Here is a 21,682-nt window from a genome sequence, read left to right on the forward strand (position 1 = left end):
GACATCCATGGAGACTGAGCCGATGTGGGGTGCTGCTGAGGCGGCACGTCACATCGCTCTGCCCCGAGACTCTGATGACAAGTACTCCCGCGGGGTGCTTGGCTTGATCACGGGATCTGCGCAGTATCCGGGGGCCGCCGTTATCGGTGTCGAAGCTGCCGCTCGAACCGGGGTGGGCATGATCCGCTACCTCGGTGCTGAGCGTGCCGAGAACCTGATTTTGCAGCGTCGCCCCGAAGCGGTCATGGCTGACGGCCGGGTGCAAGCCTGGCTGATCGGGTCGGGCATGGACCATGCCGACCGTGAGCCGGATGCTGAGAAACGCATTGCCGCGGCGATCAGTCAGAACGGGCCCATTGTGCTCGACGGGGGAGCCCTTGACGTAGTGCACCGAGTGAACACCCCGACGGTGATCACCCCGCACTACCGTGAGCTCGCGAGGTTGCTCGGCGCAGACGTTGACGATATCGCTGCCGCGCCGCGTGACTGGGCGCAATCCGCCGCGACCACACTCGGCTGCACCGTGCTACTCAAGGGCCACACGACGTACATCTCCGACGGAACAACGACAGTCGCGGTTGCGGCTGCACCGGCTTGGTTGGCTACTGCTGGCGCCGGTGACGCTCTCGGCGGCATCCTCGGGGCTCTGGTCGCAACTCACAGTGACGCGGTGCTCGCCGATCCGGCACAGCTCGTGGGGCTCGCTGCCACCGCGTCTTACGTTCACGGCCGCGCCGCGCAGGCCGCCAGCGCTGGCGGCCCGCTCACCATTCTCGACCTGTGTGCTCACGTTCCGCAGATCGTCGCGGAACTTGCGGCGATCGCTGGCGGCACTGCACCTGCTTCTGCAGCGGCGTGCTGAACCTCCACACCGTCAGCGCCTTCGCGCTCTGGCTTCTCTTTATCGCCGTGCATCTCGTGCTGGGGCTGCTCAACCTTCAGGGCCCCGGAAACCCCTTCGGGGACGTCACTATCGTGTACGCCGGCTGGGCGCAGCAGGCCTACGCCTCGGGCATCGTGGTGGGCGTCGATATGCCGTGGGTGTATCCGCTGCTCGCGATCGTGCCGATTCTCGCGTCTGTCACCTTCGGCATCGGTCAGATTGGTGCGACCTGGCTGGCCCTCGTGATGCTCCTCAACCTCGTCGCGCTTGGTTTTCTCACCCGCTGGGGTCGCTCGCGCGCGGGAGTGATTATCGGATGGTGGTGGCTGGTCTTCTTGCTGGCGCTCGGCCCGATTGCGCTTGGTCGCATTGACGCGGTGACGGTAGCTGTCGCGCTTGTCGGAGTGCGGCTGCTGAGCAGGCACCCGCGAGCGGCAGGAATCGTGTTGGCGTGTGCCACCTGGATCAAGGTGTGGCCTGCAGCACTCCTGCTCGCGGCGTTCATCACGCTGCGCCATCGCTGGGCCGTTGCGATCGCTGCCGCGGGAACGACTGCCACGGTCGTGGTGTTCGCGCTGTTGGCAGGCTCCGGGATGAACATCTTCAGCTTCGTCAGCGAGCAGACGGGCCGCGGCATCCAGATTGAATCTCCCGTCGCCGCGTTCTGGCTCTGGCAGGCCGTCGCCGGCGTGCCCAACACTTTCATCTACTACGACGCCTCGATTCTCACTTTTCAAGTGACCGGAGCTGGAGTGCAACTCGCGGCGGCCCTCATGACACCGCTGCTGGGAGTGGTCATTCTCGTGATCGCTGTGCTGGGCGTGAGAGCAACGCGCGCGGGCTCCTCAACTCTCGGCGTTTTTTCGATGGTGAGTCTCGCCCTCGTGACCGCGCTCATCGTGGTCAATAAGGTCGGTTCGCCTCAGTTTGTTGGCTGGCTCGCGGTACCGATCGTTCTTGGGCTGCTCACCGCTCGCGCCGAGGGGTCGCTTCGGTTCCGGATGCCCGCGGTGCTCGCCCTCATCATTGCCGCCCTTACCCAGCTGGTGTATCCGTACTTTTATGACCAGCTCTTGGCTGCCGACCCCATCATGGTTGCCATTCTGACAGTGCGAAACGTGCTCCTTCTCGCCCTGCTGGTGTGGGCAATCGTGCAGCTCGTACGGCTCGGTTCTCGCTCGTCTGCGAGCGGGGAACACACGCCCCAGCCGTTCTTCTCAACCCCCTACAACCCGCCCCTCGAACGCCCCACGGCAAAGGAGTCAGCATGATCGTCGCATTCTCAATCGCACCCAGTGGTGGTTCCGACGGAACCGATTCGGTCCACGATGCCGTAGCGGCCGCCGTAAAAGTGGTGCGCGACTCGGGGCTTCCGAACCAGACCGACTCGATGTTTACGACCATCGAGGGAGACTGGGACGAAGTCTTTGCCGTCGTCAAGGCCGCGACAGAAGCTGTCGGGCAATTTGGTTCCCGTGTCTCGCTCGTGCTGAAGGCCGACATCCGCCCCGGTCGCACCGGGGAGATGACCGGCAAGGTTGAGCGCCTCGAGCAAGCGATCATCCGCGCTGAGAGCTAGCAGCTGAGAGCTAGCAGCTGAGAGCTAGTCGCTGAGCGCCAGCATTAGCATGTGTGCGAGCACGCATTCCGTGCATTCCGTGCATTCCGCGCAACCCGCGCAACGCAATCGCCCTGTCCCACACGCAGTGGGACAGGGCGATTGCGTTTAAGCGTGGTGCCGGGCGGTGCAGCCTAGAGGTGGTGCATCGTGTCGGTCTCGATGAGGATGCCGTCTTCGAGGGCGCGCTTGCGCAGCGCTACCTTGGTGCCAACATCGAAGCCTGCGACGCGGTACTTCTCGCGAATGCGCTTGAGGTAGCTCTTGGCAGTCTCTTCGGAGATGCTGAGTTGGTAGGCGACCGACTTGACGGGCTCGCCGCCGCCATAGAGCGCCATGACGCGACGTTCTTGGGCGCTGAGCTTGGGGGCTCCACCGATTTCGTCGGCGTTGATCGCCAAGTCGAGTTCGGCGGAAATGAACGATTCACCCTTGGACGCTGCGCGAATCGCTTCCACGATCATGTCAGCGTCTTCGCTCTTGACGAGGTAGCCGAGGGCACCAGCGGCGAGAGCTTCGCGAACCACGTTGGGCTCGGAATAGGTGCTCATGAGGACGACGCGCACGTTCATCGACTTGAGGGTGTTGATCTTGAGCGAGACCGGGATGTTGTCTTTGAGGTCGAGGTCGAGGAGCACAACGTCGACGGGGAACTCGGGGTGGATCGTGAGTTCGGGCCACGTCGGCACGGCAACAACCATGTCGATGTCGGCGGCGGCCTGGCGAATCCACTCGGTGAGCGCACCGAGCAACATTCGGTGGTCGTCAACGATGGCGAGCCGGATGCGCTTTGTTGGTTCAGTCACGATTAGGTCCTCTGGTCGTTCGTCTTATCTTACGAAAATTATTGGTCGGCGGGGTTCTCGACGAGGCATTCAATGTCGAGGCGCACGCTGGAGTTCTCGATGGAGTCGGTATAGGTTCCGACCTTTGCGACCGCTTCCCACGTGGAGGCGTCGACACGATTTCGTGCCACTCCGGTTGAGCTGATCGAAATTCCGACCGCCACTTTGTCTTCGAAACCGGACGCCAAAACGGTAGTTGATGGCGCGATTGTGATGTGGACGGAGTTCTTGGCTCCGCGTTTGGTGGTGTCGGTCACAAAGAGCCACGCAGTGGACAGCAAGCCATCTCGCTGGGTGGGGTCGAGCAAACCGGCAAGGCTTCCCTTGTCGGTGAGTGTTACGGATTTGCCGAGCAGGTCAGACTCGGTGATCGCGTGATAGAGCCAGGTTTCGCGGCGCCCCTCAATGAGGTGCAGCCGCAATTCGGTGGCGAGGGATGCTGCGGTCGAGGCAATTTTGGGTTGCAACGGCAATTTGGTTGAACCGTTTGCCACGGAGTCGAGCAGCTTTTCAGCGGCGAGGTCGAGGCGGGCAAGTTCTTCGGATGCCATCATGCCGACGGCAAAGCGTGGCGCCGTGAGGGTGCTCTGTACGAGCACTCGGTCGAGTTCGACCTGCACGAGTTGGCGGAAGTTGACGATGAGGGTGAGCCCGATCACGGTGGGGAGCACGGCGAACGCCACGGTCGTGATCTGAGGAGCGATGTTGTCGTTGGTCAGGGGCACATTGACCACGATGGCGGCGGCTAAGCCTGCGCCGACGGCAGAGACAGCGATGATGATGTCGGCACTGGGGCGAACCGTCAGCACAAGAAGCAGCGCCATTCCGGCCGCAACCGCGGAGGTCGCGTGGCCGCCGATGTTGTGCAGATCCCAGATGGCGAAGATGTCGAGCGCCATGACGGCGGCGAGACCCCCAAGGAAGAGCACGAACATCCAGAGCGGAAGTTGGCCGCTCGTGAGCTGCACCACCGTGATGGTGCCGATGATGATGATGATCAGCAGCACCCACGCGATAGCTGCGGTGACGGGGTTGGGGTAGATGTCCCATTGGATTACGAGCCACACAAGACCGTAGATCGCGCGAAGGCTCACCAGAATGGCCGCTCCGACGCCGACGAAACCGGTGCCGAGGCCAATGAGTCGGGGAGTGTCGTCGCCCGCGAGGCGCCGGACAGCGGCGCTCTTGGCATGGCGTGGTTTGCCGCCGACGATGACGCCGAGAGTGTTTTCTTCGGGGGGAGCGTAGGTCATCGGGGAACCTCCAAGACGACGGTCGTTCCGGAACCGGGCGTGGAGAACAGTCGTGCTTGCCCGCCGACTTCTTTCAACCGTGCGACGACGGACTCTTTGAAGCCGAGGCTTGCCGAATCTACATCGTCGAGGATGAAGCCGACACCGGAGTCGGTGATCATGGCGCGAACGGTGGTGTTGTCTTCGGTGATCGTGACGTGAGCTTCTGTAACACCGGAATGGCGGCGAACGTTTTCGAGACACTCAGCGAGTGCGAGTAGGAAAGCGTCGAGGACGTCGCTGGGGAGCAGGACTTGGCCGGTGCCGTGCCAGCTCACTTCGAGGCCCATGCGGCCGAAGCGCTGCTTGACCGACTCGAGCGTGGTGCCGAGCACCGTCTCGCTCACCGGGGCGCTGAGGTTGTAGTCGCCGGATGCTTGCGGCGTGGGAGTGGCACCGAGACGCAGCTGACGCAAGAGGCGGGCATCGTCGCCCGCTTGCTGACGCATTGCCTCTGCTGAAACGCCGACACCGGAGTGGGCGAGCAGAGTGAGGGTGGCCAGAACGGTGTCGTGAAGTAGTCGAGCACCCTGGCGGCGCTGGGCTTCAGTCTCGCTTGCTTGGCGTTCTGCCCGGTGGGCGCGACCGATGCTGGCGATGCGGCGCACGGCCTGCGGAACACCGGAGCTAATCCAGAAGCCGATGAGTGCAGCGAGGATCCAGCCGAAGATCACGAGGGCGAGAGTGCGCACGGGCGGTTGGAACGGCGCGAGCGAAATAATCGTGACGCTCGCGACGGCGAGAAAGCTGACGAGCAGCACGATGCGCCGCAGCAGGGTGGTTGTCAGCACGATGGCGAGGCAGGCGAGGGAAGCCGACGAGAGCTGGGCAACAGCGGAGAGCCCGGCCTGACTTGGTCCACCCGGTGTGCCGGCGATAAGCAGGATGGCGACGATGCCAACCACGAACGACGGGATGACCCAGCCGAGCGACCGGCTGTTTCCGGTTTGGAACTGCACAACGCCCATCACCACGTACAACGGGAGGCATAGCAGCAGTGTTGTCGTCGACACTGCGTCGGGGATGCTCAGGCACACGACTGAAACGATCAGAAAACTGAGACTCGCTACTCGCGCAGTGCGCTGAAGTAGGCGATCTCGTTCTTTTGTGGTGAGGTCCATTTGTGGCAATGTTTGCACATTCCGCCCCTCCATCGGGGGTGACGCACCGCCGTTTGTCATGAGAAAGCGACATTTTTTCGCCCAACACGCTCGATGCGGGGTGATTCTCAGGAGATTTAGAGGGCGAGCAGGCGTTTTAGCTGGGCGCTCACGAGCGCATCTTCAATCAGGAAGCCGTCGTGCCCGAAGGGCGAATGGATGACATGCGGCAGCGCTCCATCGATATTGCCTGGCAGGTGCTCGGCAATGATCTCTTGGCCGGACACGGGGAAGAGTCGATCGCTGTCGATGCCAAGCACGAGCGCGGGCATCGTGGCGCGAGCCAGCGCTTGAGCGACGGTGCCGCGACCGCGCGCAATGTCGTGGGAGCTCATTGCTTCGACGAGGGTGACGTAGCTATTGGCATCGAAGCGGCGCGCGAATTTGTTTCCGTGAAAGTCGAGGTAGCTTTCGATGGCGTAACGGCCACCCTTGCCCCACGGGCTCACGTCGCTTTGCCACGTGCGGGCAAAGCGTTCATTGAGCTCGTCGGAAGAGCGGTAGTTGAGCAGTGCGAGGCGACGCGCCAGCGCGAGCCCGCGGTGGGGCCCGTCGCCATCGGCGGCATCGTAGTAAGCACCATCGGCGAAGGCAGGGTCAGTACGCAACGACTCGACCTGAACTGAGTTGTGAGCGATCTGGTCGGCTGTGGAGACCGGCGGTGCGGCCAAGATGGCTACTTTGTCGAGGCGATCGGGATGCGCGACCGCCCATTCCAGCGCGTGCATGCCGCCCATCGAGCCACCGATTACCGCCGCCCACTTGTCGATGCCGAGGGCATCGCTGAGGGCGACCTGGGCGGCTACTTGGTCGCGGATCGTGATGAACGGGAAGCGGGCGCCGAACTCGGCTCCGTCGGGGGCATGGGATGCCGGACCGGTGCTGCCTTGACAGCCGCCCAAGATATTGGGGGAGACGACGAACCAGCGGTCCGTGTCGATGGCTTTGCCTGGACCCACAAGATCGTTCCACCATCCGGCGGTAGCGTGTCCGTTTCCGGGGTTGCCCACAATGTGGCTGTCACCGGTGAGGGCGTGGGCGACGAGGATCGCGTTTGACGCGTCGTCGTTGAGAGTGCCGTGCGTTTCGTAAGCGATACGCGCTGAGGGAAGGCGGCGGCTGAACTCCAAAGCGAGATCGGTGACGGTGACGAACTGACGGTGACCTACCGGATCGCCCTCGCGCCACGCGCCCGTCGCCGGGGGCTTGCCGAGGAGCGAACGCACGTTTGCGTCAGTGATGAATGCCGAAGGAACAGTGTCTTCAGGTGTCTGCCAGTCCATGTCGTCTTAAGTATCGCGAACTATTCTGTGTGGCACGAAATTATTACGGAGCCGGTGGCTGCCGACCGCGTTAACGAGGCAGTGGCGGCAGCGCTCCGAAGAGCACTGCCGCCACTGGTGAAGCCAGCAGTCTTAGACGCGGGCGCGCGCCTCTGCGGCGGTAGCGCGTGCGGCATCAAAACCGGTTTGCAGGTCGGCCTTGATGTCCTCGATGTTCTCGAGGCCCACCGAGAGTCGCACCAGTCCTGGTGTTACTCCGGCGGTCAACTGCTGCTCGGGGGAGAGCTGCGAGTGGGTCGTCGATGCGGGGTGAATGATGAGGCTGCGCACGTCACCGATGTTGGCGACGTGGCTGAAGAGCTCGACACTGTTCACGAACGAGCGGCCAGCATCCACTCCACCCTTGAGTTCGAAGGAGAGAACTCCACCGACACCCTTGGGCGCGTACTTGTTGGCGTTCGCGTACCACGGGCTCGAGGGCAGTCCGGCGTAGTAGACCGTGTCAACGTCGTCGTGGCTGTCGAGCCACTCGGCGATTGCTTGAGCGTTCTGCACGTGACGCTCAATGCGCAGGCTGAGTGTTTCGATTCCCTGGATGAGCGAGAAAGCGCTGTCGGGGGAGATGGCCGAGCCAAGGTCGCGCAGCAACTGAACGCGGGCCTTGATGATGTACGCGATGGCATCGCCAAGAACGCCGGTGTAGCTGGCGCCGTGGTACGACGGGTCAGGCTCGGTGAGACCGGGGAACTTGTCGACGTTCTTCGACCACTCGAACTTGCCGCCATCGACGATGACTCCACCCAGAACCGTGCCGTGGCCGCCCAAGAACTTGGTGGCCGAGTGAACGATGATGTCGGCGCCGTGCTCGAACGGACGAATCAGGTACGGAGTAGCGATGGTGTTGTCGACGATCAGCGGAACCCCAGCAGCGTGGGCGACGTCGGCGACGAGCTCGATGTCGAGCACGTTGATGCGCGGGTTGCCGATGGTCTCCGCGAACAGGAGCTTGGTGTTGGGGCGGATAGCGGCAGCCCACTCGGCGGCGTCATCCTGATTCTCAACGAAGGTGGTTTCGATGCCGAGCTTCGCGAGCGTGTACTTGAAGAGGTTGTAGGTTCCGCCGTAGACGGACGACGACGAGACGATGTGGTCGCCAGCCTGCGCAATGTTGAGCACGGCGAACGTCGTTGCCGATTGGCCGGAAGCGAGCAACAGCGCTGCGGTTCCGCCTTCGAGGGCGGCTACGCGCTGCTCGACGACATCCTGGGTGGGATTCTGGATGCGGGTGTAGATGTTGCCGAATTCGGCCAGCGCGAAGAGGTTCTTCGCGTGATCCGCGTTGTTGAACACATAAGCGGTCGTCTTGTAGATCGGTGTCGCCCGCGAGTTGGTCGTGGGGTCAGGCTGCGCGCCCGAGTGGATCTGCTTGGTTTCAAAGTTCCAGTCGCTCACGGCGGCCTCCTAGGTCGGTTGGTGGATCGGGATGTCCGCCACACTGTGAGCCTAAGCAGGCCCCGTGGGGTGGTCAATCACTCGTGAAATATGTCGTAACTCACCGTTTTTTAGTAGACAGATCTGTCTCTTTCGGTAAGGGGGCGAATACCCAGTTGGGTTTGGGCTCAATAATGGGCCGGAAAATCTTCTTGATCAGCGGAGTCGACAGCACGAGCGCGATACCGATGGAGCCGAGCACCATGCTCACGAGCCACATAGCCGAGGACCGTTCATCCATCAGTAGTCCGCTTTCGCGCAGTGGATAGAGGACGAAGCTGTGCAGGAGGTAGACGTACATGGTGGCCTGGCCGGCATCCGTTATCCACGTATGGCGGCGAGGCACGAGAGCGAAGAACGCTGCGCTCAGCAGGATAGCGAGCGCGATGAGGCCGAGCCGGACCGCGCCAGCCCACCACTGGTCTTCACCGAGGCCCTGGTAGGAGTCGTCGTAGAAGAACCAGAAGCGCAGGTTGATGGTGCGCCACAGTTCAATGTTGCTGAGGATGATGGCGATCCACCCGAAGAAGATCGTGACGGCGAGTGCCCGAATGAGCCAGACCGAGCGTTCGGCGACCTTCCAACGCTCCATGAGCTTCCACTCATTGAGTTTCCACCCCAACACGAAGAAAGGAAGGATGCCGATGGCGCGAGAGAGCGAGAAGGTGCTGTCAACGTTGTCGAAGTACCCGACACCGACAGAGCCGATGATTGCCCACAGCAGCGGCCATCGCAATAGTGCGAGGTACGGGAGCACCAGGCGGAAAATGCCGAGAGCGAGAAGGAACCAGAGCGTCCAGCTGGGCTTCGACGGGTTGAGGTCAGTCGTGCCCTCCGCGAAGAACTTCACGATCGACCAGATGGCTTCCATGATGAAGTACGGCAGCAGAATGTCGGTGAGAACTCGACGCATCTGAAGCGCCGATGGCGGACCCGGCTTGGAGAAATAACCACTGATAATCGCGAAGGCGGGCATGTGAAACGCATAGATAAAGAGGTACAGCGCTAAGGCGTTGTTGGAGTCGTACGTGAGCCGCTGGATACCGTGGCCAATCACCACGAGGGTGACGGCGAGAAAGCGGGCGTTGTCCCAGTGGGGGAGTCGCACTTTGGGGGCGCGCGCAGGCGGCGAAGTGGTGAGAGAAGCTCCGGTCATTCGTCGAAGTGTAATCTGCGAGGCCGTGAGGTTCGTGTGCTTTTTCTCCAGTTGTGGGAACTAGATTGAACCGACAGCTCGCTGCAGGAACCCTTCGAGGAGACAAATGACTACCGTGCTCGTTACCGGCGCCTCGGGCTTCATCGCTAAACACATCGTCCGTGAGCTGCTGGAGCATGACTACTCGGTGAAAGCCGCAGTGCGCTCACACACGCGACAAGCCCAAGTTGAGGCGTTGTTTCCCGGTGCCGACCTGAGTTTTGTCTCCCTCGACCTGCTCTCCGACGAGGGCTGGGCCGAGGCGATGGTGGGGGTAGATGTGCTTCTCCACACTGCGTCACCCTTCCCGGTCGATGAGCCTAAGGACCCGCAGGAAATCATTCGCCCCGCTGTCGAGGGCACTCGGCGGGCGCTCGTCGCCGCGCAGGCCGCCGGCGTGCATCGTGTCGTCCTCACCTCCAGTTGCGCCGCAATCTATAAAGATTCAGCCAAGCCGCGAATGGATGTCTCGACGCCCGCGAATTGGACAGACCCGAAGCATCCCGACACCACCGCCTATGAAGCATCCAAAACCTTGGCGGAGCGAGCTGCATGGGAATTCGTAGCGGAGCACCCCGAGATGCAACTCACGACGATCAACCCCGGTGCCGTCTTTGGCCCGCCCATGGATGAGTACTACGCCACCTCGTTGGCGTATGTTGAGCGATTCCTCGGTGGCGTCGATCCGGCTTACCCCAAGTCGAACCTGCCCATCGTGGATGTTCGTGACGTTGCCCGCATGCACGTCACAGCGATTGACAGTGCGGTGGCGATCGGCAAGCGGTATCCCGCGAACGCAGGGGCGATGATGATTACCGAAGCCAGCACGGTGCTCAAGAATGCCTATCCGCAGCGCAAGATCACCACCCGGCAACTGCCCGACTGGCTCGTGAAAGTTGTTGCTCCCTTCAACCCCGCAGTGCGGGCGCTTGCCGGCTCCATCCAGCGCAACCTCGATGTTGATGGTTCTGATGCCCCGCGTGACTTGGGCTTTACCTATATTTCCTCCACCGATGCGATTCTGGCGTCGGCCGAATACCTCGTCGCGAACGAACACTAAAGCCTGCTTGCCTGCCGCGTGGGCGGCATCCGGTGGCTGGCCACTGCTCCAAGCCACTACCGTTAAAGGATGGCGATCAAGCGAGTAGTAGTTACCGGCGCAAGTTCAGGAATCGGCGAAGCGACTGCACGTCGTTTTGTGAAACATGGCTGGCAGGTGGTTGCTGTCGCGCGACGGGAGGAACGGCTTGCGGCGCTCGCGGCCGACACCGGCGTTGACACGTTCGTTGCCGACGTGACGAAACAGGATGACGTCGAGGCGCTCGCTGCCTACCTGCGTGAGCTTGGCCCCATCCACGCGCTCGTCAACAATGCCGGTGGCGCGCTCGGCGTCGCGAGTGTTGAAGAGAGCGACGCGGATGACTGGATCCGGATGTTCGACGTCAACGTTGTGGGAACCAAGCGAGTAACCAGTGCACTCTTGCCCCTGTTGCGCGAAGGGATCGTGGAGGGCGACACGGCGAGCATCCTCATGATTACGTCAATTGCGGCATCCGTGCCTTACGAGGGCGGCAGCGGCTACAACGCAGCCAAGTTTGCCCAGCACGCCCTGACCGCTGTGTTGCGGCTGGAGCTTGCGGGGGAGCCGATCCGGGTGATCGAGGTTGCTCCCGGCATGGTGAAGACAGAAGAGTTTGCGCTCGTTCGTTTCGGTGGCGATGCGGCCAAGGCCGACACCGTCTATGAGAATGTGCCCGACCCGCTGGTAGCCGACGACATTGCCGAGGCAATTGTGCACGCTCTTGAGCTGCCGCCGTTCGTCAACCTCGACCTCGTCACGATTAAGCCGGTTGCTCAGGCTGCACCCTTCAAAATGATCCGCGGTGAGCTGAAGGTTCGTTAGTCGTTGCTATTTCCTGGGGCTGTCGTAGGTTCGGCGCTCTCGGTCGCAGCGTCGTCCGCTCCAGCTCCTGCCACTGGAACGAGCTCCTCGATCTCGTCCACGACGTCGGCGAACGCGAGCTTCGGCACCAAGAACAGGAGCACGGCGGCGACGAGTGCACCAACACCGCAGATCGTGAACACCGTCAGGTAGCCGAACAGGCTTGAGGCGGTTTCGGTGACAGCGGATGCCGCGCCGGCCAAAAGCACGATGGCGAAGATTGCCGACGCGAACGAGCCACCAATCGTCTTCGTCGTGTTGGTGAGGGCTGTCGCGATGCCCGTCTGGCCCCGCGGAGCAGCGGCTGCGGCCGCAGCGGGCAGTGCGCCGACGAGCGCACCCGAGCCAAGACCCGCAATGCTCATGTTGAGGAAGACGCTCAGCACTGTCGCGTGGAACGGCAAGAACATCAGGTAGCCGGTCGCGACAAAGAAGGTGGCCACGATGAGCGCGACGCGCGGGCTCTTCCACTTCGACAGAATCGGGAAGAGAAGCGCTCCCACAATCATCGAAACGAGGTAGGCGCCGATGATGTACGAAATCTCATCGGATTCCATGCCGAGGCCATAGCCGTTGATCGGGTCGGTGCCGGCGAAGGTCGCGAGCGGTGCCTGGGCGCCGAGCAAGCTAATGCCGACGAGCCCCGCCGTGAGTTGAATGGGCCACATGCTCGGGTCGCGCAGCATCCGAAGATCGATCGCTGGGTCTTTTTGGCGCAGTTCGTAGCGGCCCCACGGAATGAAGGTGGCGACACCGGCGAGCATGATGACGTACACCCACAGAGCCCCTGGTCCGTTGATGCGCAAGAACGTAAGCCCTGATGTGATGAGCAAGAGGCCGATCGTGAGGATTACGAAACCCCAGAAGTCGAGACTGCGGCCCGGGAGCGGTTTCGATTCGGGAACGCCGAACAGGATCACGAAGAAGACGATCGTTACGGCGATCGCGGGGATCATCAGAGTCTGTTGAACGTTTTCGCCGAAGGCTTTGAAGATGCGGCCGCCACCGAGGGCGCCCATGATGGCACCGGCTTCGAGGGCAACCACCAGGAATCCTGCGGCCCGACGGGTCTGTGATGCGCCCATGCCGGTGACGCGTCCACGGTCAAAGATCAGTGCGACTTCGAGCGGGAGCCAAACAACGTAGAAGCCTTGCAGAGCCCACGCGATCAAGAAGCTCGTGAAATCACCGGTGAAGGCGAGCCACCAGGTTGCGCCGGCGGTGAGAACGGTCGAAATGAGCAGTATGCGCTTGTGGCCGTGCATGTCGCCGAGCTTCGCCAGAATCGGCACCACAATGGCGCTCAGCAGCAGCTGCGCAGCCTCGAACCAGTTGAAGTCTGCATCGCGGATGCCGAGGTGATCGACGATGTCAGGGATCAGTGGGATGTAGTACCCCTGAATGATTCCGCTCACCAGCTCGACAAAGAAGAGGTAGCCGATGAGGCCCATCGTGATGGCCCCGGATTTTCCGCGCAGGAATGACATGAACGGATGCTATCGGTAGACCGGGCGCGCATTAGCGTAGTGACATGGACTTGAGCAGTGTCGACCCCGGGTGGTCTCGCGAATTACACCCGTTAGAGGGTCAGCTGAAGGCGATCACGACGTTTCTCGACGCTGAAACCGCTGCCGGGCGGCCGTGGCTGCCCCGGCCAGATGCGGTACTGCGCGCCTTCGAAGCGCCCTTCGATCAGGTGCGGGTTCTCATCGTCGGCCAAGACCCGTATCCGACGCCCGGGCACGCCGTGGGGCTCGCGTTCTCGGCCGGCCGGGCGGTGCGACCGTTACCACGGAGCCTCGCCAACATCTACAAGGAATTGAAAGATGATCTCGGCATCCCTCCCGCGGCGCACCCCGATCTGAGTGCGTGGCAGAGCCAAGGCGTGCTGTTACTTAACAGGGTGCTGACGGTGCAGGAGGGGGAGACGGGCTCCCATCGTCGTCACGGCTGGGAAGAAGTGACAGCCCACGCGATTCGGGCGCTCGCGGCGAGGCCACAACCACTCGTCGCGGTGCTGTGGGGCAAGGATGCGGCCTCCGTTGCGCAATTGCTGGGGGATACGCTGGCGATCGTGAGCGCGCACCCGAGCCCGTTGTCCGCTCGGCGCGGGTTCTTTGGCTCGAAGCCGTTTAGTCGAGTGAACGCGGCGCTCCAGGCGCAGGGCGCTGCACCTATCGACTGGCGCGTTGACCAGTAGCTCGACCCCTAAAATTAAGGGCGCGTCACCCCTCACCACTTGCATCATTTGTCACGACACCTCGGGAGCAGCCATGGCACACCACTTTAGAGACGCCATCGCAGCGGATGATGTGGCGCTCGCCGAAATCTACGGCCACTATGTGAGCACGACCGTCGTCACTTTCGACATCGTCGAGGTCACGCCCGAGATCATGACCGCCAAGCGAAGCGGCGTCGAAGAGTCCGGGCTGCCGTTCATCGTCGCTGTCGACGACAACGAGCGCGTGCTCGGCTATGCCGCGATGTTCCCGTGGCGCCCCAAGGCTGCCTACAAGCACACCGTCGAGGGGTCGATCTATCTTTCGCCGGCGGCCACAGGGCAGGGTGTGGGCGGTGCGTTGCTCACCGAACTGCTCGATCGTGGACGGCAGATCGGCATCCGCGAAGTCATTGCCGTGATCTCGGATGAGGGAACCGAAGCGTCTGTGCACCTTCACCAGAAACTGGGCTTCGAATCGATCGGGCACCTCACGCGCGTTGGCTTCAAGTTCGACCGCTGGGTCGGCACGTACCTGCTGCAGAAGTCGCTCGACGCGTAGCGCTTCAGCCGCGAACAAATACTTCCTGAACGCACGGATGCCCGGCCTCCCGCAAGGGGAGAGCCGGGCATCCGTGTCTCTGGGTTGGGCTATCGACCGCAGCCTCCGGGCTAGGCCGCGTTGCGCGGAGTTGCCCGCCGTAGCAGCACGAACCCGGCCACGCCGCTGATCGCGGTGAGCCCGAGGCTCCAGGCGGCGACGCCGAGTACGCCGAGGTCGACCAGCGTGGAGCCCACGGCAGCCCACGAGTCGGTAAAGGTGGTCAGCGCGATCAGGCCGACGAGGAGCGCCCCGACGATGATGAAGAACATCGTGACGCCGGTTGCCTTCCACCGCACCCAGACCGCAGCAATCGCGGAACCGAAGAAGAGGAAGAACAGGAACAGCACGAACGTGACGAAGATGCGTTCCGGCGCAGATTCACCGAAGTAAATCGGTGCGAACATCGTTCCGCCCATGCCCCAGCCGTTGGTTGCCTTTTCGATTGCTCCGAGCACGGTGAGACCTGTTGTGTAGATCACGGCAAGAGCGACGAAGGCGAGAGCGCTGCCGAGGTAGTAGTCACGACGAGTGACGCCATAGCCGAGTGCAAACGGGAACGTGATGCTGATCGCTTGAATCGCCACCACCATCATGTAAATGAAGATGAAGAAGCTGGATCCACCAAATTCTGTTCCCTCGAGTGCGCCTTCTCTTTGCTCGGGAGAGAGCGCCGAGTAGATCAGCCACCAGATCGTGAGCGACCCGACAAAGATCACTCCGAGAATGATCCACGGTAAGCCGAGGGTCGTCCAGGGGTTGGCAAAGTGCAGTTTGGCGACGCGCGTAATGCGCTTCAGGGGGCTTGCCGGATGGGCGAGAGCCGTTGTTGTGGTGCTCATGCGCTGGCCTCGAATTCCTTGGTTTCGGTGCGGGTGAGTTGGATGATGAGCTGCTGCAGCGACACCGGTGACAGTTCCAGCCCGGCAGCGTGCGCGTCGCGGCGCTCGCTTTCGCTGAGCCCGGCGACAGTCACGGAGCTGAGCCCGCCGATGCCGTCGCGGTGCAACACTTCGCGGTCGCCGATGAACGCCGCGACGGCGGTCTTCATGCCGACAACGTTGGTGGCGCGATTGCGGAGAGTTTCGGCATCCTCGTTGATGAGGAGCTTGCCTTCGTCGATCACGAGAACGTGTTCGAGCAGGTTGCTGACCTCGTCAATGAGGTGAGTGGAGAGGATCACGGTGCGGGGGTGGGTGGCGTAGTCCTCAAGAAGGCGGTCGTAAAAGATTTGGCGAGCCACGGCATCCAACCCCAGGTAGGGCTCATCGAAGAAGGTGAGCGGGGCGCGCGAGGCGAGGCCGACGATGACGCCGATGGAGGAGAGCTGGCCGCGCGAGAGTTTCTTGATGCGGCGGTCGAGGGGGAGGCGGAAGTCGGCGATCAGGCGATCGGCGAATTCTTGATCCCAGTTGGCGAAGAACCACGGGGCAGTTGTGAAGACGTCTTTGGGGCGGAAGTCTTCGGGGTAACGCTGGCTCTCTTTGATGAAGCAGGTGTTCTGCAGAACCTTGGCGTTCTCGACCGGGGGCTGGCCGAACAGTGAGATGGTGCCGCTCGAGGCAAATTCTTGGCCGGTGAGCAGCTGCATCAGCGTGGTCTTGCCAGCGCCGTTGCGGCCGAGGAGGCCGTAGATCTTGTTCTCTTCGACGGTAAAGCTCACGTCGTTGACGGCATTTACTTTGCCGAAGTGCTTGCTGAGGTTAGTGACCTCGATGGTGGGGGTCATGAGTTGTTCGCCTCCTTGGCGATCATCTGGGTGAGTTGGGCAGAGTCGATGCCGAGCTTTTCTGCTTCGGCCAAGAGGGGGCGAACGTACTCGCTGCTGAAGCTGTCGCGGCGGGCACCTTTGAGTTGTTCTTGAGCGCCGGTGGCGACGAACATTCCGATTCCTCGTTTCTTGTAGAGAATTCCGGCATCGACGAGCACGTTCACGCCTTTGAGGGCGGTCGCGGGGTTGATGCGATAGAAGGCTGCGAACTCGTTGATCGAGGGAGCCTGGCCTTCTTCGGGCAGTGCGCCGGAGATGATGTCGTTCTCAATGTTCTCGGCGACCTGCGCGAAGAGGGGGCGAGAGTCATCCATCTGAGCCTCCTTTCTGAGTGCGGGTGGTGATCTAGCGGTGCCGCGGTCTTGCGGTCACAGCGCGGTGGCTAGTTGGTTAGTTGGTGATGTAACTAACCAACCAGCATGGCGGGTCGTTGTCAACCCCCTTAGGCTGAATCCGTGTCAGAACTTCATCGCCTCACCGCCCTTGAGCAGCTCCATCTCGTGCGAGCGGGCGAGCTCAAGCCCAGCGAACTCGTGGAGTGCTACCTCGATCGCATCAAACGGCTGAACCCTGAGTTGGGCGCCTTCACGGTCGTGACTCCGGATGCTGCGCGCCAGCGTGCTGCGGAGCTCGAGGCTTCTGGCTCCCGCGCCTCCGCTCTCTGGGGACTGCCCTCGGGCGAAAAAGACTTGTGGGCCCGCGCCGGAGTGCGCACCGCGTATGGGTCGCGCGCCTTTGCCGACTTCGTGCCCGAGGTGTCGGATGAGATTGCCGACGTTCTCGATGCTGCCGGCGCGATCAGTCTCGGAAAAACAGCAACCCCCGAATTCGGCCTTCCCGCCTACACCGAACCGCTTTCGGATGCCCCGGCCGTGAACCCCTGGGACACTTCGCTGGGCTCCGGCGGCAGCAGCGGGGGAGCAGCAGTCGCCGTTTCTGCGGGGCTGTTGCCGTTCGCGCCCGGCTCGGACGGCGGTGGCTCGATTCGCATCCCCGCCGCGGCGACCGGACTTGTCGGACTCAAGCCTTCGCGTGGTCGTGTGCCCGCGGGCAGCGGTTTCGGCAGTCTCGGCCAGCTTCCGGTGACCGGGCCGCTGGCTCGCACGGTGGCGGATGCTGCGTTGCTCCTCGATGGCATCGCTGGCCCCTCGCCCTTCTCGGTTGGTCCGCCAACGTGGGACGGCGGCGCGTTCCTCAACGCCGCGATCCGCGGCGAGGGCACCTTCAACATCGGCGTCATGACAACCTCGCCGTGGGATGACACCTACGAGATTTCTGTTTCGCCAGAGGCACAGGATGCTCTCACCCTCGCCCGCACCGCGCTCGACCAGCTCGGCCACGGCAGCGAAGACTTCGCGCTCGACCCCTCACCCGAATATGCCGAAGCCTTCACGGTGCTGTGGCAAGCGGGAGCCGCCGGAATCCCGCTCGACGGCGAGCAACTGGAGCTCGTGGAACCCCTCACGAAATGGCTCATCGAAAGCGGACGTCGGATGAGCGCGCGCAACGTGGGCGTCGCCATCGCGACGCTGTCTCGGTTCGAGCGCAGCGTCATCCGCCAGTTCTCGACCTACGATGCCGTGCTGACCCCGGCGATGGCGATGACACCGCGCCCGCTCGGCTGGTTTCATGCCGAGGATGCCTTCGAGAACTTCGCGAAGCAAGTGCAGTACACGCCGTGGACGAGCTTCGTCAACGTCTCAGGCCTGCCCGCGATCAGCCTCCCCGTGCACGAAACCGCGGAAGGCCTGCCGATGGGCGTGCAACTCATTGGCCGCCCCGGTCGCGAGGATGTGCTGCTCGCGATTGGCTCGCAACTCGAGCGCCGCTTCCAGTGGGGCTCGCGGCATCCGGTGGCGTTTGGGGCTTAGTGCTACTGGTTCGCTTTCCAGCTCTCGTCTTGGTCGGGAGCGAAGTGCACACCTAGCGACTTCGCTAGTGCTCGCATCTGTTTCGAGAGAGTGCGCCACTCCTTCTCGGTGATCTCGCCGATTTCGAACCCGACTCCGCGCACAGCACCGTCGGCGATGAAGATCGTTGCGCCAGCCACGGAACCGAGGGCAAGATCAGCGTGCGCGGCAGAAAGCCACACGGCGGGTTCGGTGATGGTGCCGCCGCCACCCAAGCTCGCATCCATCTCTAGGAGAGCGTGATGCACGACCTCAGAGTCCAACGGCTGGCCGACGGCAAGATCGTCGGGGTCATAGTCGCGAGGCGCGATCATGAACTCGTCCTCTTCCAGTTGCGCAAGGGCTGGAGCCGACTTGTCGGGGGCGACTCTGGGTTCAGACACAAACTCCGGAGGATTGCGCAACGAATCGAAGTCGCTCAGAGGTCGTGTGACCAGCGGGGCGAGGATCGATGCACCACGAGGGTCATCTCGCGCTAGAGCGGTCCAATCACCAAACTCGGTTGAGAACCAGGAAAAGAACTTCTCAAACGAAACCCTCTTCCCATGAAACATTCCAGTCGCAGCCCACATGTCGAGTGAATTCAGCTTTGGAGTGGGGGCGAAATCCGCCCGGTACACCAGCGTGTTGAAATGAGCGTGGTTTTTTCCTCCCCAGTTGTAGAGACTGAAGTGGGTTGACGGCTCAAGGCGCCGCAGAACTTCAAGGATGTAGCTTGGCAATGCTTGAGCGATGTACTGGCGCCGACGGTACTTAACCTTGGGAATGAAGCCGAAGCCAATCGATTCATCTGTTCGCCACTCGGCCGGGATTAGGTTCGCTTCGTCAGACTCGGGAAAGGTCTGGACCCACCTCCATAGCGGCTCCACGCTGGCCAAAGAGCCATCCATCTCATCGATAGGTCCGCCACTAGTGGCCATCCAATGCGCTAACTCGGTGAGCCGAAACTCCCGCGTATTTTCCGCATGCGCCAAGTGGCGTTTGGCTTGCTCGCGACTGAGGTCACGAGGCTTGATGAGGATCACTTGGCTGCCCTTGTGGGCCGCTGATTGGGTGCAGTCTCACTGCTGTTGGTCATACTCGATTGTTGCAGAACAAAAGAAATACTTAGGTTCCTCAAAGCCGCGCGTCGTGCTGTCGTGGCGGCCGCGAAGCCGCTGCTTGGAGTCCGCCGAGAGGGCTTCGTTATTTAGGTAAGGCATGCCTATACTGGGATCAATGTTTCCCGAACTCTTCACCCCGCAGATCGCCTGGAATCCCCAGTCGGCTGACCGCGTGCTGCTCGCGGGAGACGAGACCTCGATCGACGCAATCTCGATGATTCTCGCGACATTGCCGGCCCGTTCACGCGGCCAGGTGTTCATCGAGGTCGATTCGGCAGACGACATCCAGCCGCTATCGGCTCCTGGCCGTTTCAGCGTGTGCTGGTTGCTGCGCGAACGCGGCCAAAGCGTTGCCCGCTCGGTCGATGCATGGCTCAGCGAAATGCTGCCCGTTAGTGCCTTCGGCGAGAGCACCGTCTACGCCTGGGTTGCCCATCAGGGCCCCGCACGCCTGCTCAGCTCCAACTAGCTCGCGCCCAGCATCCGCCCGCTAACTCTTCGGGCTGCCTTTCGGCGCACGCGTTGATTTCGCGCGCACATAGCCACCCAACTCCAGCCCCGCCTCCACCTCAAAGCGGTTCGTCAGCGGGTTTTGTCCCGCCAACAGATACAGCGGGATGAACCACAACCCGTACTTGCGCCACTGCTCGCGGTGCACAGCCTCATGCGCGAGCACGTTATCGCTCGCGTTGTCGCAGGTCAGATACACGGCGCCAATCGTGGTGCCGCCACGACCAAAGGCCCAGCGAGGCACGTGCTCGGCAACGATAACGCCGCCCTGAGAACGCACCCGCAGTCCGCTCAGCACGCCACCCCACAGCAGCCCGGATGCCGTAGCAAACCAGTAACCGGGTCGCGTAACAACGGGGTTCAGCAGCACTCGCTGAGCGCGCGGACTGTGTTCGGCGCGCGCCAAAGCGCGCCCGAGTCGCGTGCCCAGCGTTAGCGCTCGGCTCACGGGCGCCCGATGGTTTCGAGCAGTCGCAGCCACACCTCACTGATCGTGGGGTACGAGGGAACCGCGTGCCACAGGCGCGCGATGGGAACCTCGCCGACGATGGCGATGGTGGCCGAGTGCAGCAACTCCGCGACATCCTGACCCACAAAAGTCGCGCCGATAATGACCTGACGTTCGCGATCAATCACAAGTCGTGCGTGGCCTTCGTAGCCGTCAGCCTGCAGGCTCGCGCCGGCAACCCAACCAATGTTGTAGTCGACGACCTGAGCGTCAATGCCCTGCTTCTCGGCATCGTGAGACATGACACCCACCGAAGCAACTTCGGGATCGCTAAACGTGACTTGCGGAACAGCGCCGTGATCGGCGGTCGCAACGTGCGCACCCCAGGGGGCGTCATCCACGGTTTCGCCCTTAGCGCGGGCAGCAATCACATCACCGGCAGCACGGGCCTGGTACTTGCCCTGATGAGTGAGCAGCGCACGGTGGTTGACGTCACCCACGGCGTACAGCCAGTCAGTGTCGTGCACGAGCATCGTGTCGTCAACCGAAAGCCAGTCGCCCGGAGTGAGGCCAACGCTCTCAAGCCCAATGTCGTTCGTGCGCGCGGCGCGACCCGTAGCAATGAGAACTTCGGATGCCGTAAAAGTGGCATCGTCGGTAGTGATCACGACGCCGTCAGCGGTGCGTTCCACGCTCGTGGGGGAGGCCGCAACGATGGTGACGCCGCGCTCTTTGAGCGCCTTCTCCACCATCTCGCCGGCGAAGTCTTCCTGACCGTTGAGGAGTCCGCTGCGGGCAAACAGAGTGACCTCGGCACCGAGGTCGAGGTAGGCAGTGGCCATCTCGACGCCTACAACGCCGCCGCCGATGATCGCGAATGATTCGGGAACAACTTTCACCGCGGTCGCTTCACGCGGGGTCCACGGCTTAGCGTCGATCAACCCGGGAATGTTGGGAAGCTTCGGGTCGGAGCCGGTCGCGACGACCACCGCATGATTGGCAGTCAAGGTCTTCACAGTTCCGTCGTCAGCCGTGACGGTGACCTTCTTCTCTCCGTCGAGGCGAGCGTGACCACGCTCGAGCCCGATTCCCGCTTTCTTCACCCACTTCACCTGACCAGCGTCATCCCAATTGCTGGTGAAGCTGTTGCGGCGGGCGAGGAGAGCCTCGACGTTGATGCCACCGGTGACGGCTTCGGCGGCGCCCGGTAGCTTCTCGACGGCACGAAGTGCGAGACCGCTGCGGATGAGGGCCTTCGAGGGCATACAGGCCCAGTACGAGCACTCACCGCCCACGAGTTCGCTCTCGATCAGTACGACGCTGAGCCCGCCCTGAACGGCGCGATCTGCAATGTTTTCACCAACCGCTCCGGCTCCAATGACAATGACATCCCAGTTGTTCTCGGTCATTTC

The 21,682-nt window shown here is 62.3% G+C and carries 22 protein-coding genes; 9 read left to right on the top strand and 13 right to left on the bottom strand.

Going from position 1 to position 21,682, the window contains the following annotated elements; all coding sequences use genetic code 11:
* The first annotated feature begins 7 nt into the window (after positions 1–7).
* The 3 genes from ACWFSR_RS04820 to ACWFSR_RS04830 are packed head-to-tail and all read left to right on the top strand — an operon-like array spanning position 8 to position 2,462.
* Positions 8–862: an ADP-dependent NAD(P)H-hydrate dehydratase gene (locus ACWFSR_RS04820; RefSeq protein ID WP_447523219.1), complete on the top strand. Its 855-nt coding sequence runs from the start codon at positions 8–10 to the stop codon at positions 860–862.
* Positions 856–2,154, top strand: a complete 1,299-nt coding sequence (locus ACWFSR_RS04825) for a glycosyltransferase 87 family protein (RefSeq protein WP_447523220.1) — start codon at positions 856–858, stop codon at positions 2,152–2,154. Before ACWFSR_RS04820 ends, ACWFSR_RS04825 begins: the two co-directional genes overlap by 7 nt.
* Positions 2,151–2,462, top strand: coding sequence for a thiamine-binding protein (locus tag ACWFSR_RS04830; protein WP_100389925.1), 312 nt, complete (start codon positions 2,151–2,153; stop codon positions 2,460–2,462). The genes ACWFSR_RS04825 and ACWFSR_RS04830 overlap by 4 nt, the downstream gene beginning before the upstream one ends.
* Before the next feature lie 173 nt (positions 2,463–2,635).
* Here ACWFSR_RS04830 and ACWFSR_RS04835 read toward each other — a convergent pair whose 3' ends face one another.
* The 6 genes from ACWFSR_RS04835 to ACWFSR_RS04860 form a co-directional block, all read right to left on the bottom strand.
* Positions 2,636–3,307 (bottom strand): response regulator transcription factor, encoded by a 672-nt coding sequence (locus tag ACWFSR_RS04835; protein ID WP_197108987.1) that lies wholly within the window; start codon positions 3,305–3,307, stop codon positions 2,636–2,638.
* 38 nt (positions 3,308–3,345) lie between these two features.
* On the bottom strand, positions 3,346–4,599 hold the full coding sequence (locus tag ACWFSR_RS04840) for a hypothetical protein (RefSeq protein WP_447523221.1): 1,254 nt from the start codon (positions 4,597–4,599) through the stop codon (positions 3,346–3,348).
* Positions 4,596–5,759, bottom strand: coding sequence for a sensor histidine kinase (locus tag ACWFSR_RS04845; RefSeq protein ID WP_197108985.1), 1,164 nt, complete (start codon positions 5,757–5,759; stop codon positions 4,596–4,598). The genes ACWFSR_RS04840 and ACWFSR_RS04845 overlap by 4 nt, the downstream gene beginning before the upstream one ends.
* A 116-nt stretch (positions 5,760–5,875) precedes the next feature.
* Positions 5,876–7,081 (bottom strand): homoserine O-acetyltransferase MetX, encoded by a 1,206-nt coding sequence (gene metX / locus ACWFSR_RS04850; RefSeq protein ID WP_447523222.1) that lies wholly within the window; start codon positions 7,079–7,081, stop codon positions 5,876–5,878.
* A gap of 132 nt (positions 7,082–7,213) precedes the next feature.
* On the bottom strand, positions 7,214–8,533 hold the full coding sequence (locus ACWFSR_RS04855; RefSeq protein WP_197108983.1) for a bifunctional o-acetylhomoserine/o-acetylserine sulfhydrylase: 1,320 nt from the start codon (positions 8,531–8,533) through the stop codon (positions 7,214–7,216).
* 100 nt (positions 8,534–8,633) lie between these two features.
* A complete protein-coding gene (locus tag ACWFSR_RS04860; RefSeq protein WP_197108982.1) occupies positions 8,634–9,728 on the bottom strand; it encodes an acyltransferase family protein in 1,095 nt (364 codons plus the stop codon).
* Positions 9,729–9,834: 106 nt separating this feature from the next.
* On the opposite strand from ACWFSR_RS04860, the gene ACWFSR_RS04865 reads away from it, so the two are divergent.
* The gene (locus ACWFSR_RS04865) at positions 9,835–10,827 is read left to right on the top strand and encodes an NAD-dependent epimerase/dehydratase family protein (protein WP_447523223.1); all 993 of its coding nucleotides are present in this window, start codon (positions 9,835–9,837) and stop codon (positions 10,825–10,827) included.
* Between the two features lie 69 nt (positions 10,828–10,896).
* Positions 10,897–11,670, top strand: coding sequence for an SDR family oxidoreductase (locus ACWFSR_RS04870; protein WP_447523224.1), 774 nt, complete (start codon positions 10,897–10,899; stop codon positions 11,668–11,670).
* On the opposite strand, the gene ACWFSR_RS04875 is transcribed toward ACWFSR_RS04870, so the two are convergent.
* Complete coding sequence (locus ACWFSR_RS04875; protein ID WP_447523225.1) at positions 11,667–13,196, bottom strand: MFS transporter; 1,530 nt, start codon at positions 13,194–13,196, stop codon at positions 11,667–11,669. The genes ACWFSR_RS04870 and ACWFSR_RS04875 overlap by 4 nt on opposite strands.
* Before the next feature lie 44 nt (positions 13,197–13,240).
* On the opposite strand from ACWFSR_RS04875, the gene ACWFSR_RS04880 reads away from it, so the two are divergent.
* Both ACWFSR_RS04880 and ACWFSR_RS04885 read left to right on the top strand, forming a co-directional pair.
* Entirely contained in the window at positions 13,241–13,909 is a 669-nt protein-coding gene (locus ACWFSR_RS04880; RefSeq protein WP_447523226.1) for a uracil-DNA glycosylase, read from the top strand.
* A gap of 73 nt (positions 13,910–13,982) precedes the next feature.
* On the top strand, positions 13,983–14,489 hold the full coding sequence (locus ACWFSR_RS04885) for an N-acetyltransferase family protein (protein ID WP_447523227.1): 507 nt from the start codon (positions 13,983–13,985) through the stop codon (positions 14,487–14,489).
* A 110-nt stretch (positions 14,490–14,599) separates the two neighbouring features.
* Here ACWFSR_RS04885 and ACWFSR_RS04890 read toward each other — a convergent pair whose 3' ends face one another.
* The 3 genes from ACWFSR_RS04890 to ACWFSR_RS04900 are packed head-to-tail and all read right to left on the bottom strand — an operon-like array spanning position 14,600 to position 16,613.
* Positions 14,600–15,370: an ABC transporter permease gene (locus tag ACWFSR_RS04890; protein ID WP_447523228.1), complete on the bottom strand. Its 771-nt coding sequence runs from the start codon at positions 15,368–15,370 to the stop codon at positions 14,600–14,602.
* Positions 15,367–16,257: an ABC transporter ATP-binding protein gene (locus ACWFSR_RS04895; protein WP_447523229.1), complete on the bottom strand. Its 891-nt coding sequence runs from the start codon at positions 16,255–16,257 to the stop codon at positions 15,367–15,369. The genes ACWFSR_RS04890 and ACWFSR_RS04895 overlap by 4 nt, the downstream gene beginning before the upstream one ends.
* A complete protein-coding gene (locus tag ACWFSR_RS04900; protein ID WP_100389938.1) occupies positions 16,254–16,613 on the bottom strand; it encodes a GntR family transcriptional regulator in 360 nt (119 codons plus the stop codon). Before ACWFSR_RS04900 ends, ACWFSR_RS04895 begins: the two co-directional genes overlap by 4 nt.
* A gap of 141 nt (positions 16,614–16,754) precedes the next feature.
* Here ACWFSR_RS04900 and ACWFSR_RS04905 point away from each other — a divergent pair, with 141 nt between their 5' ends.
* Positions 16,755–18,170, top strand: a complete 1,416-nt coding sequence (locus tag ACWFSR_RS04905; protein WP_447523230.1) for an amidase — start codon at positions 16,755–16,757, stop codon at positions 18,168–18,170.
* Between the two features lie 2 nt (positions 18,171–18,172).
* On the opposite strand, the gene ACWFSR_RS04910 is transcribed toward ACWFSR_RS04905, so the two are convergent.
* Entirely contained in the window at positions 18,173–18,592 is a 420-nt protein-coding gene (locus tag ACWFSR_RS04910) for a hypothetical protein (protein ID WP_197108974.1), read from the bottom strand.
* An 835-nt stretch (positions 18,593–19,427) separates the two neighbouring features.
* Between ACWFSR_RS04910 and ACWFSR_RS04915 the strand changes: the two genes are divergently transcribed.
* Positions 19,428–19,781 carry a siderophore-interacting protein gene (locus ACWFSR_RS04915; protein WP_010205043.1) on the top strand — a complete coding sequence of 118 codons (354 nt, stop codon included), beginning with the start codon at positions 19,428–19,430 and terminating at the stop codon, positions 19,779–19,781.
* 21 nt (positions 19,782–19,802) lie between these two features.
* Here the strand turns inward: ACWFSR_RS04915 and ACWFSR_RS04920 are convergent, their stop codons facing one another.
* Positions 19,803–20,270 (bottom strand): hypothetical protein, encoded by a 468-nt coding sequence (locus tag ACWFSR_RS04920; protein ID WP_447523231.1) that lies wholly within the window; start codon positions 20,268–20,270, stop codon positions 19,803–19,805.
* Entirely contained in the window at positions 20,267–21,679 is a 1,413-nt protein-coding gene (locus ACWFSR_RS04925) for a dihydrolipoyl dehydrogenase family protein (RefSeq protein ID WP_447523232.1), read from the bottom strand. The genes ACWFSR_RS04920 and ACWFSR_RS04925 overlap by 4 nt, the downstream gene beginning before the upstream one ends.
* Positions 21,680–21,682 lie beyond the last annotated feature (3 nt).

Source organism: Salinibacterium sp. NYA9b, assembly GCF_976973725.1.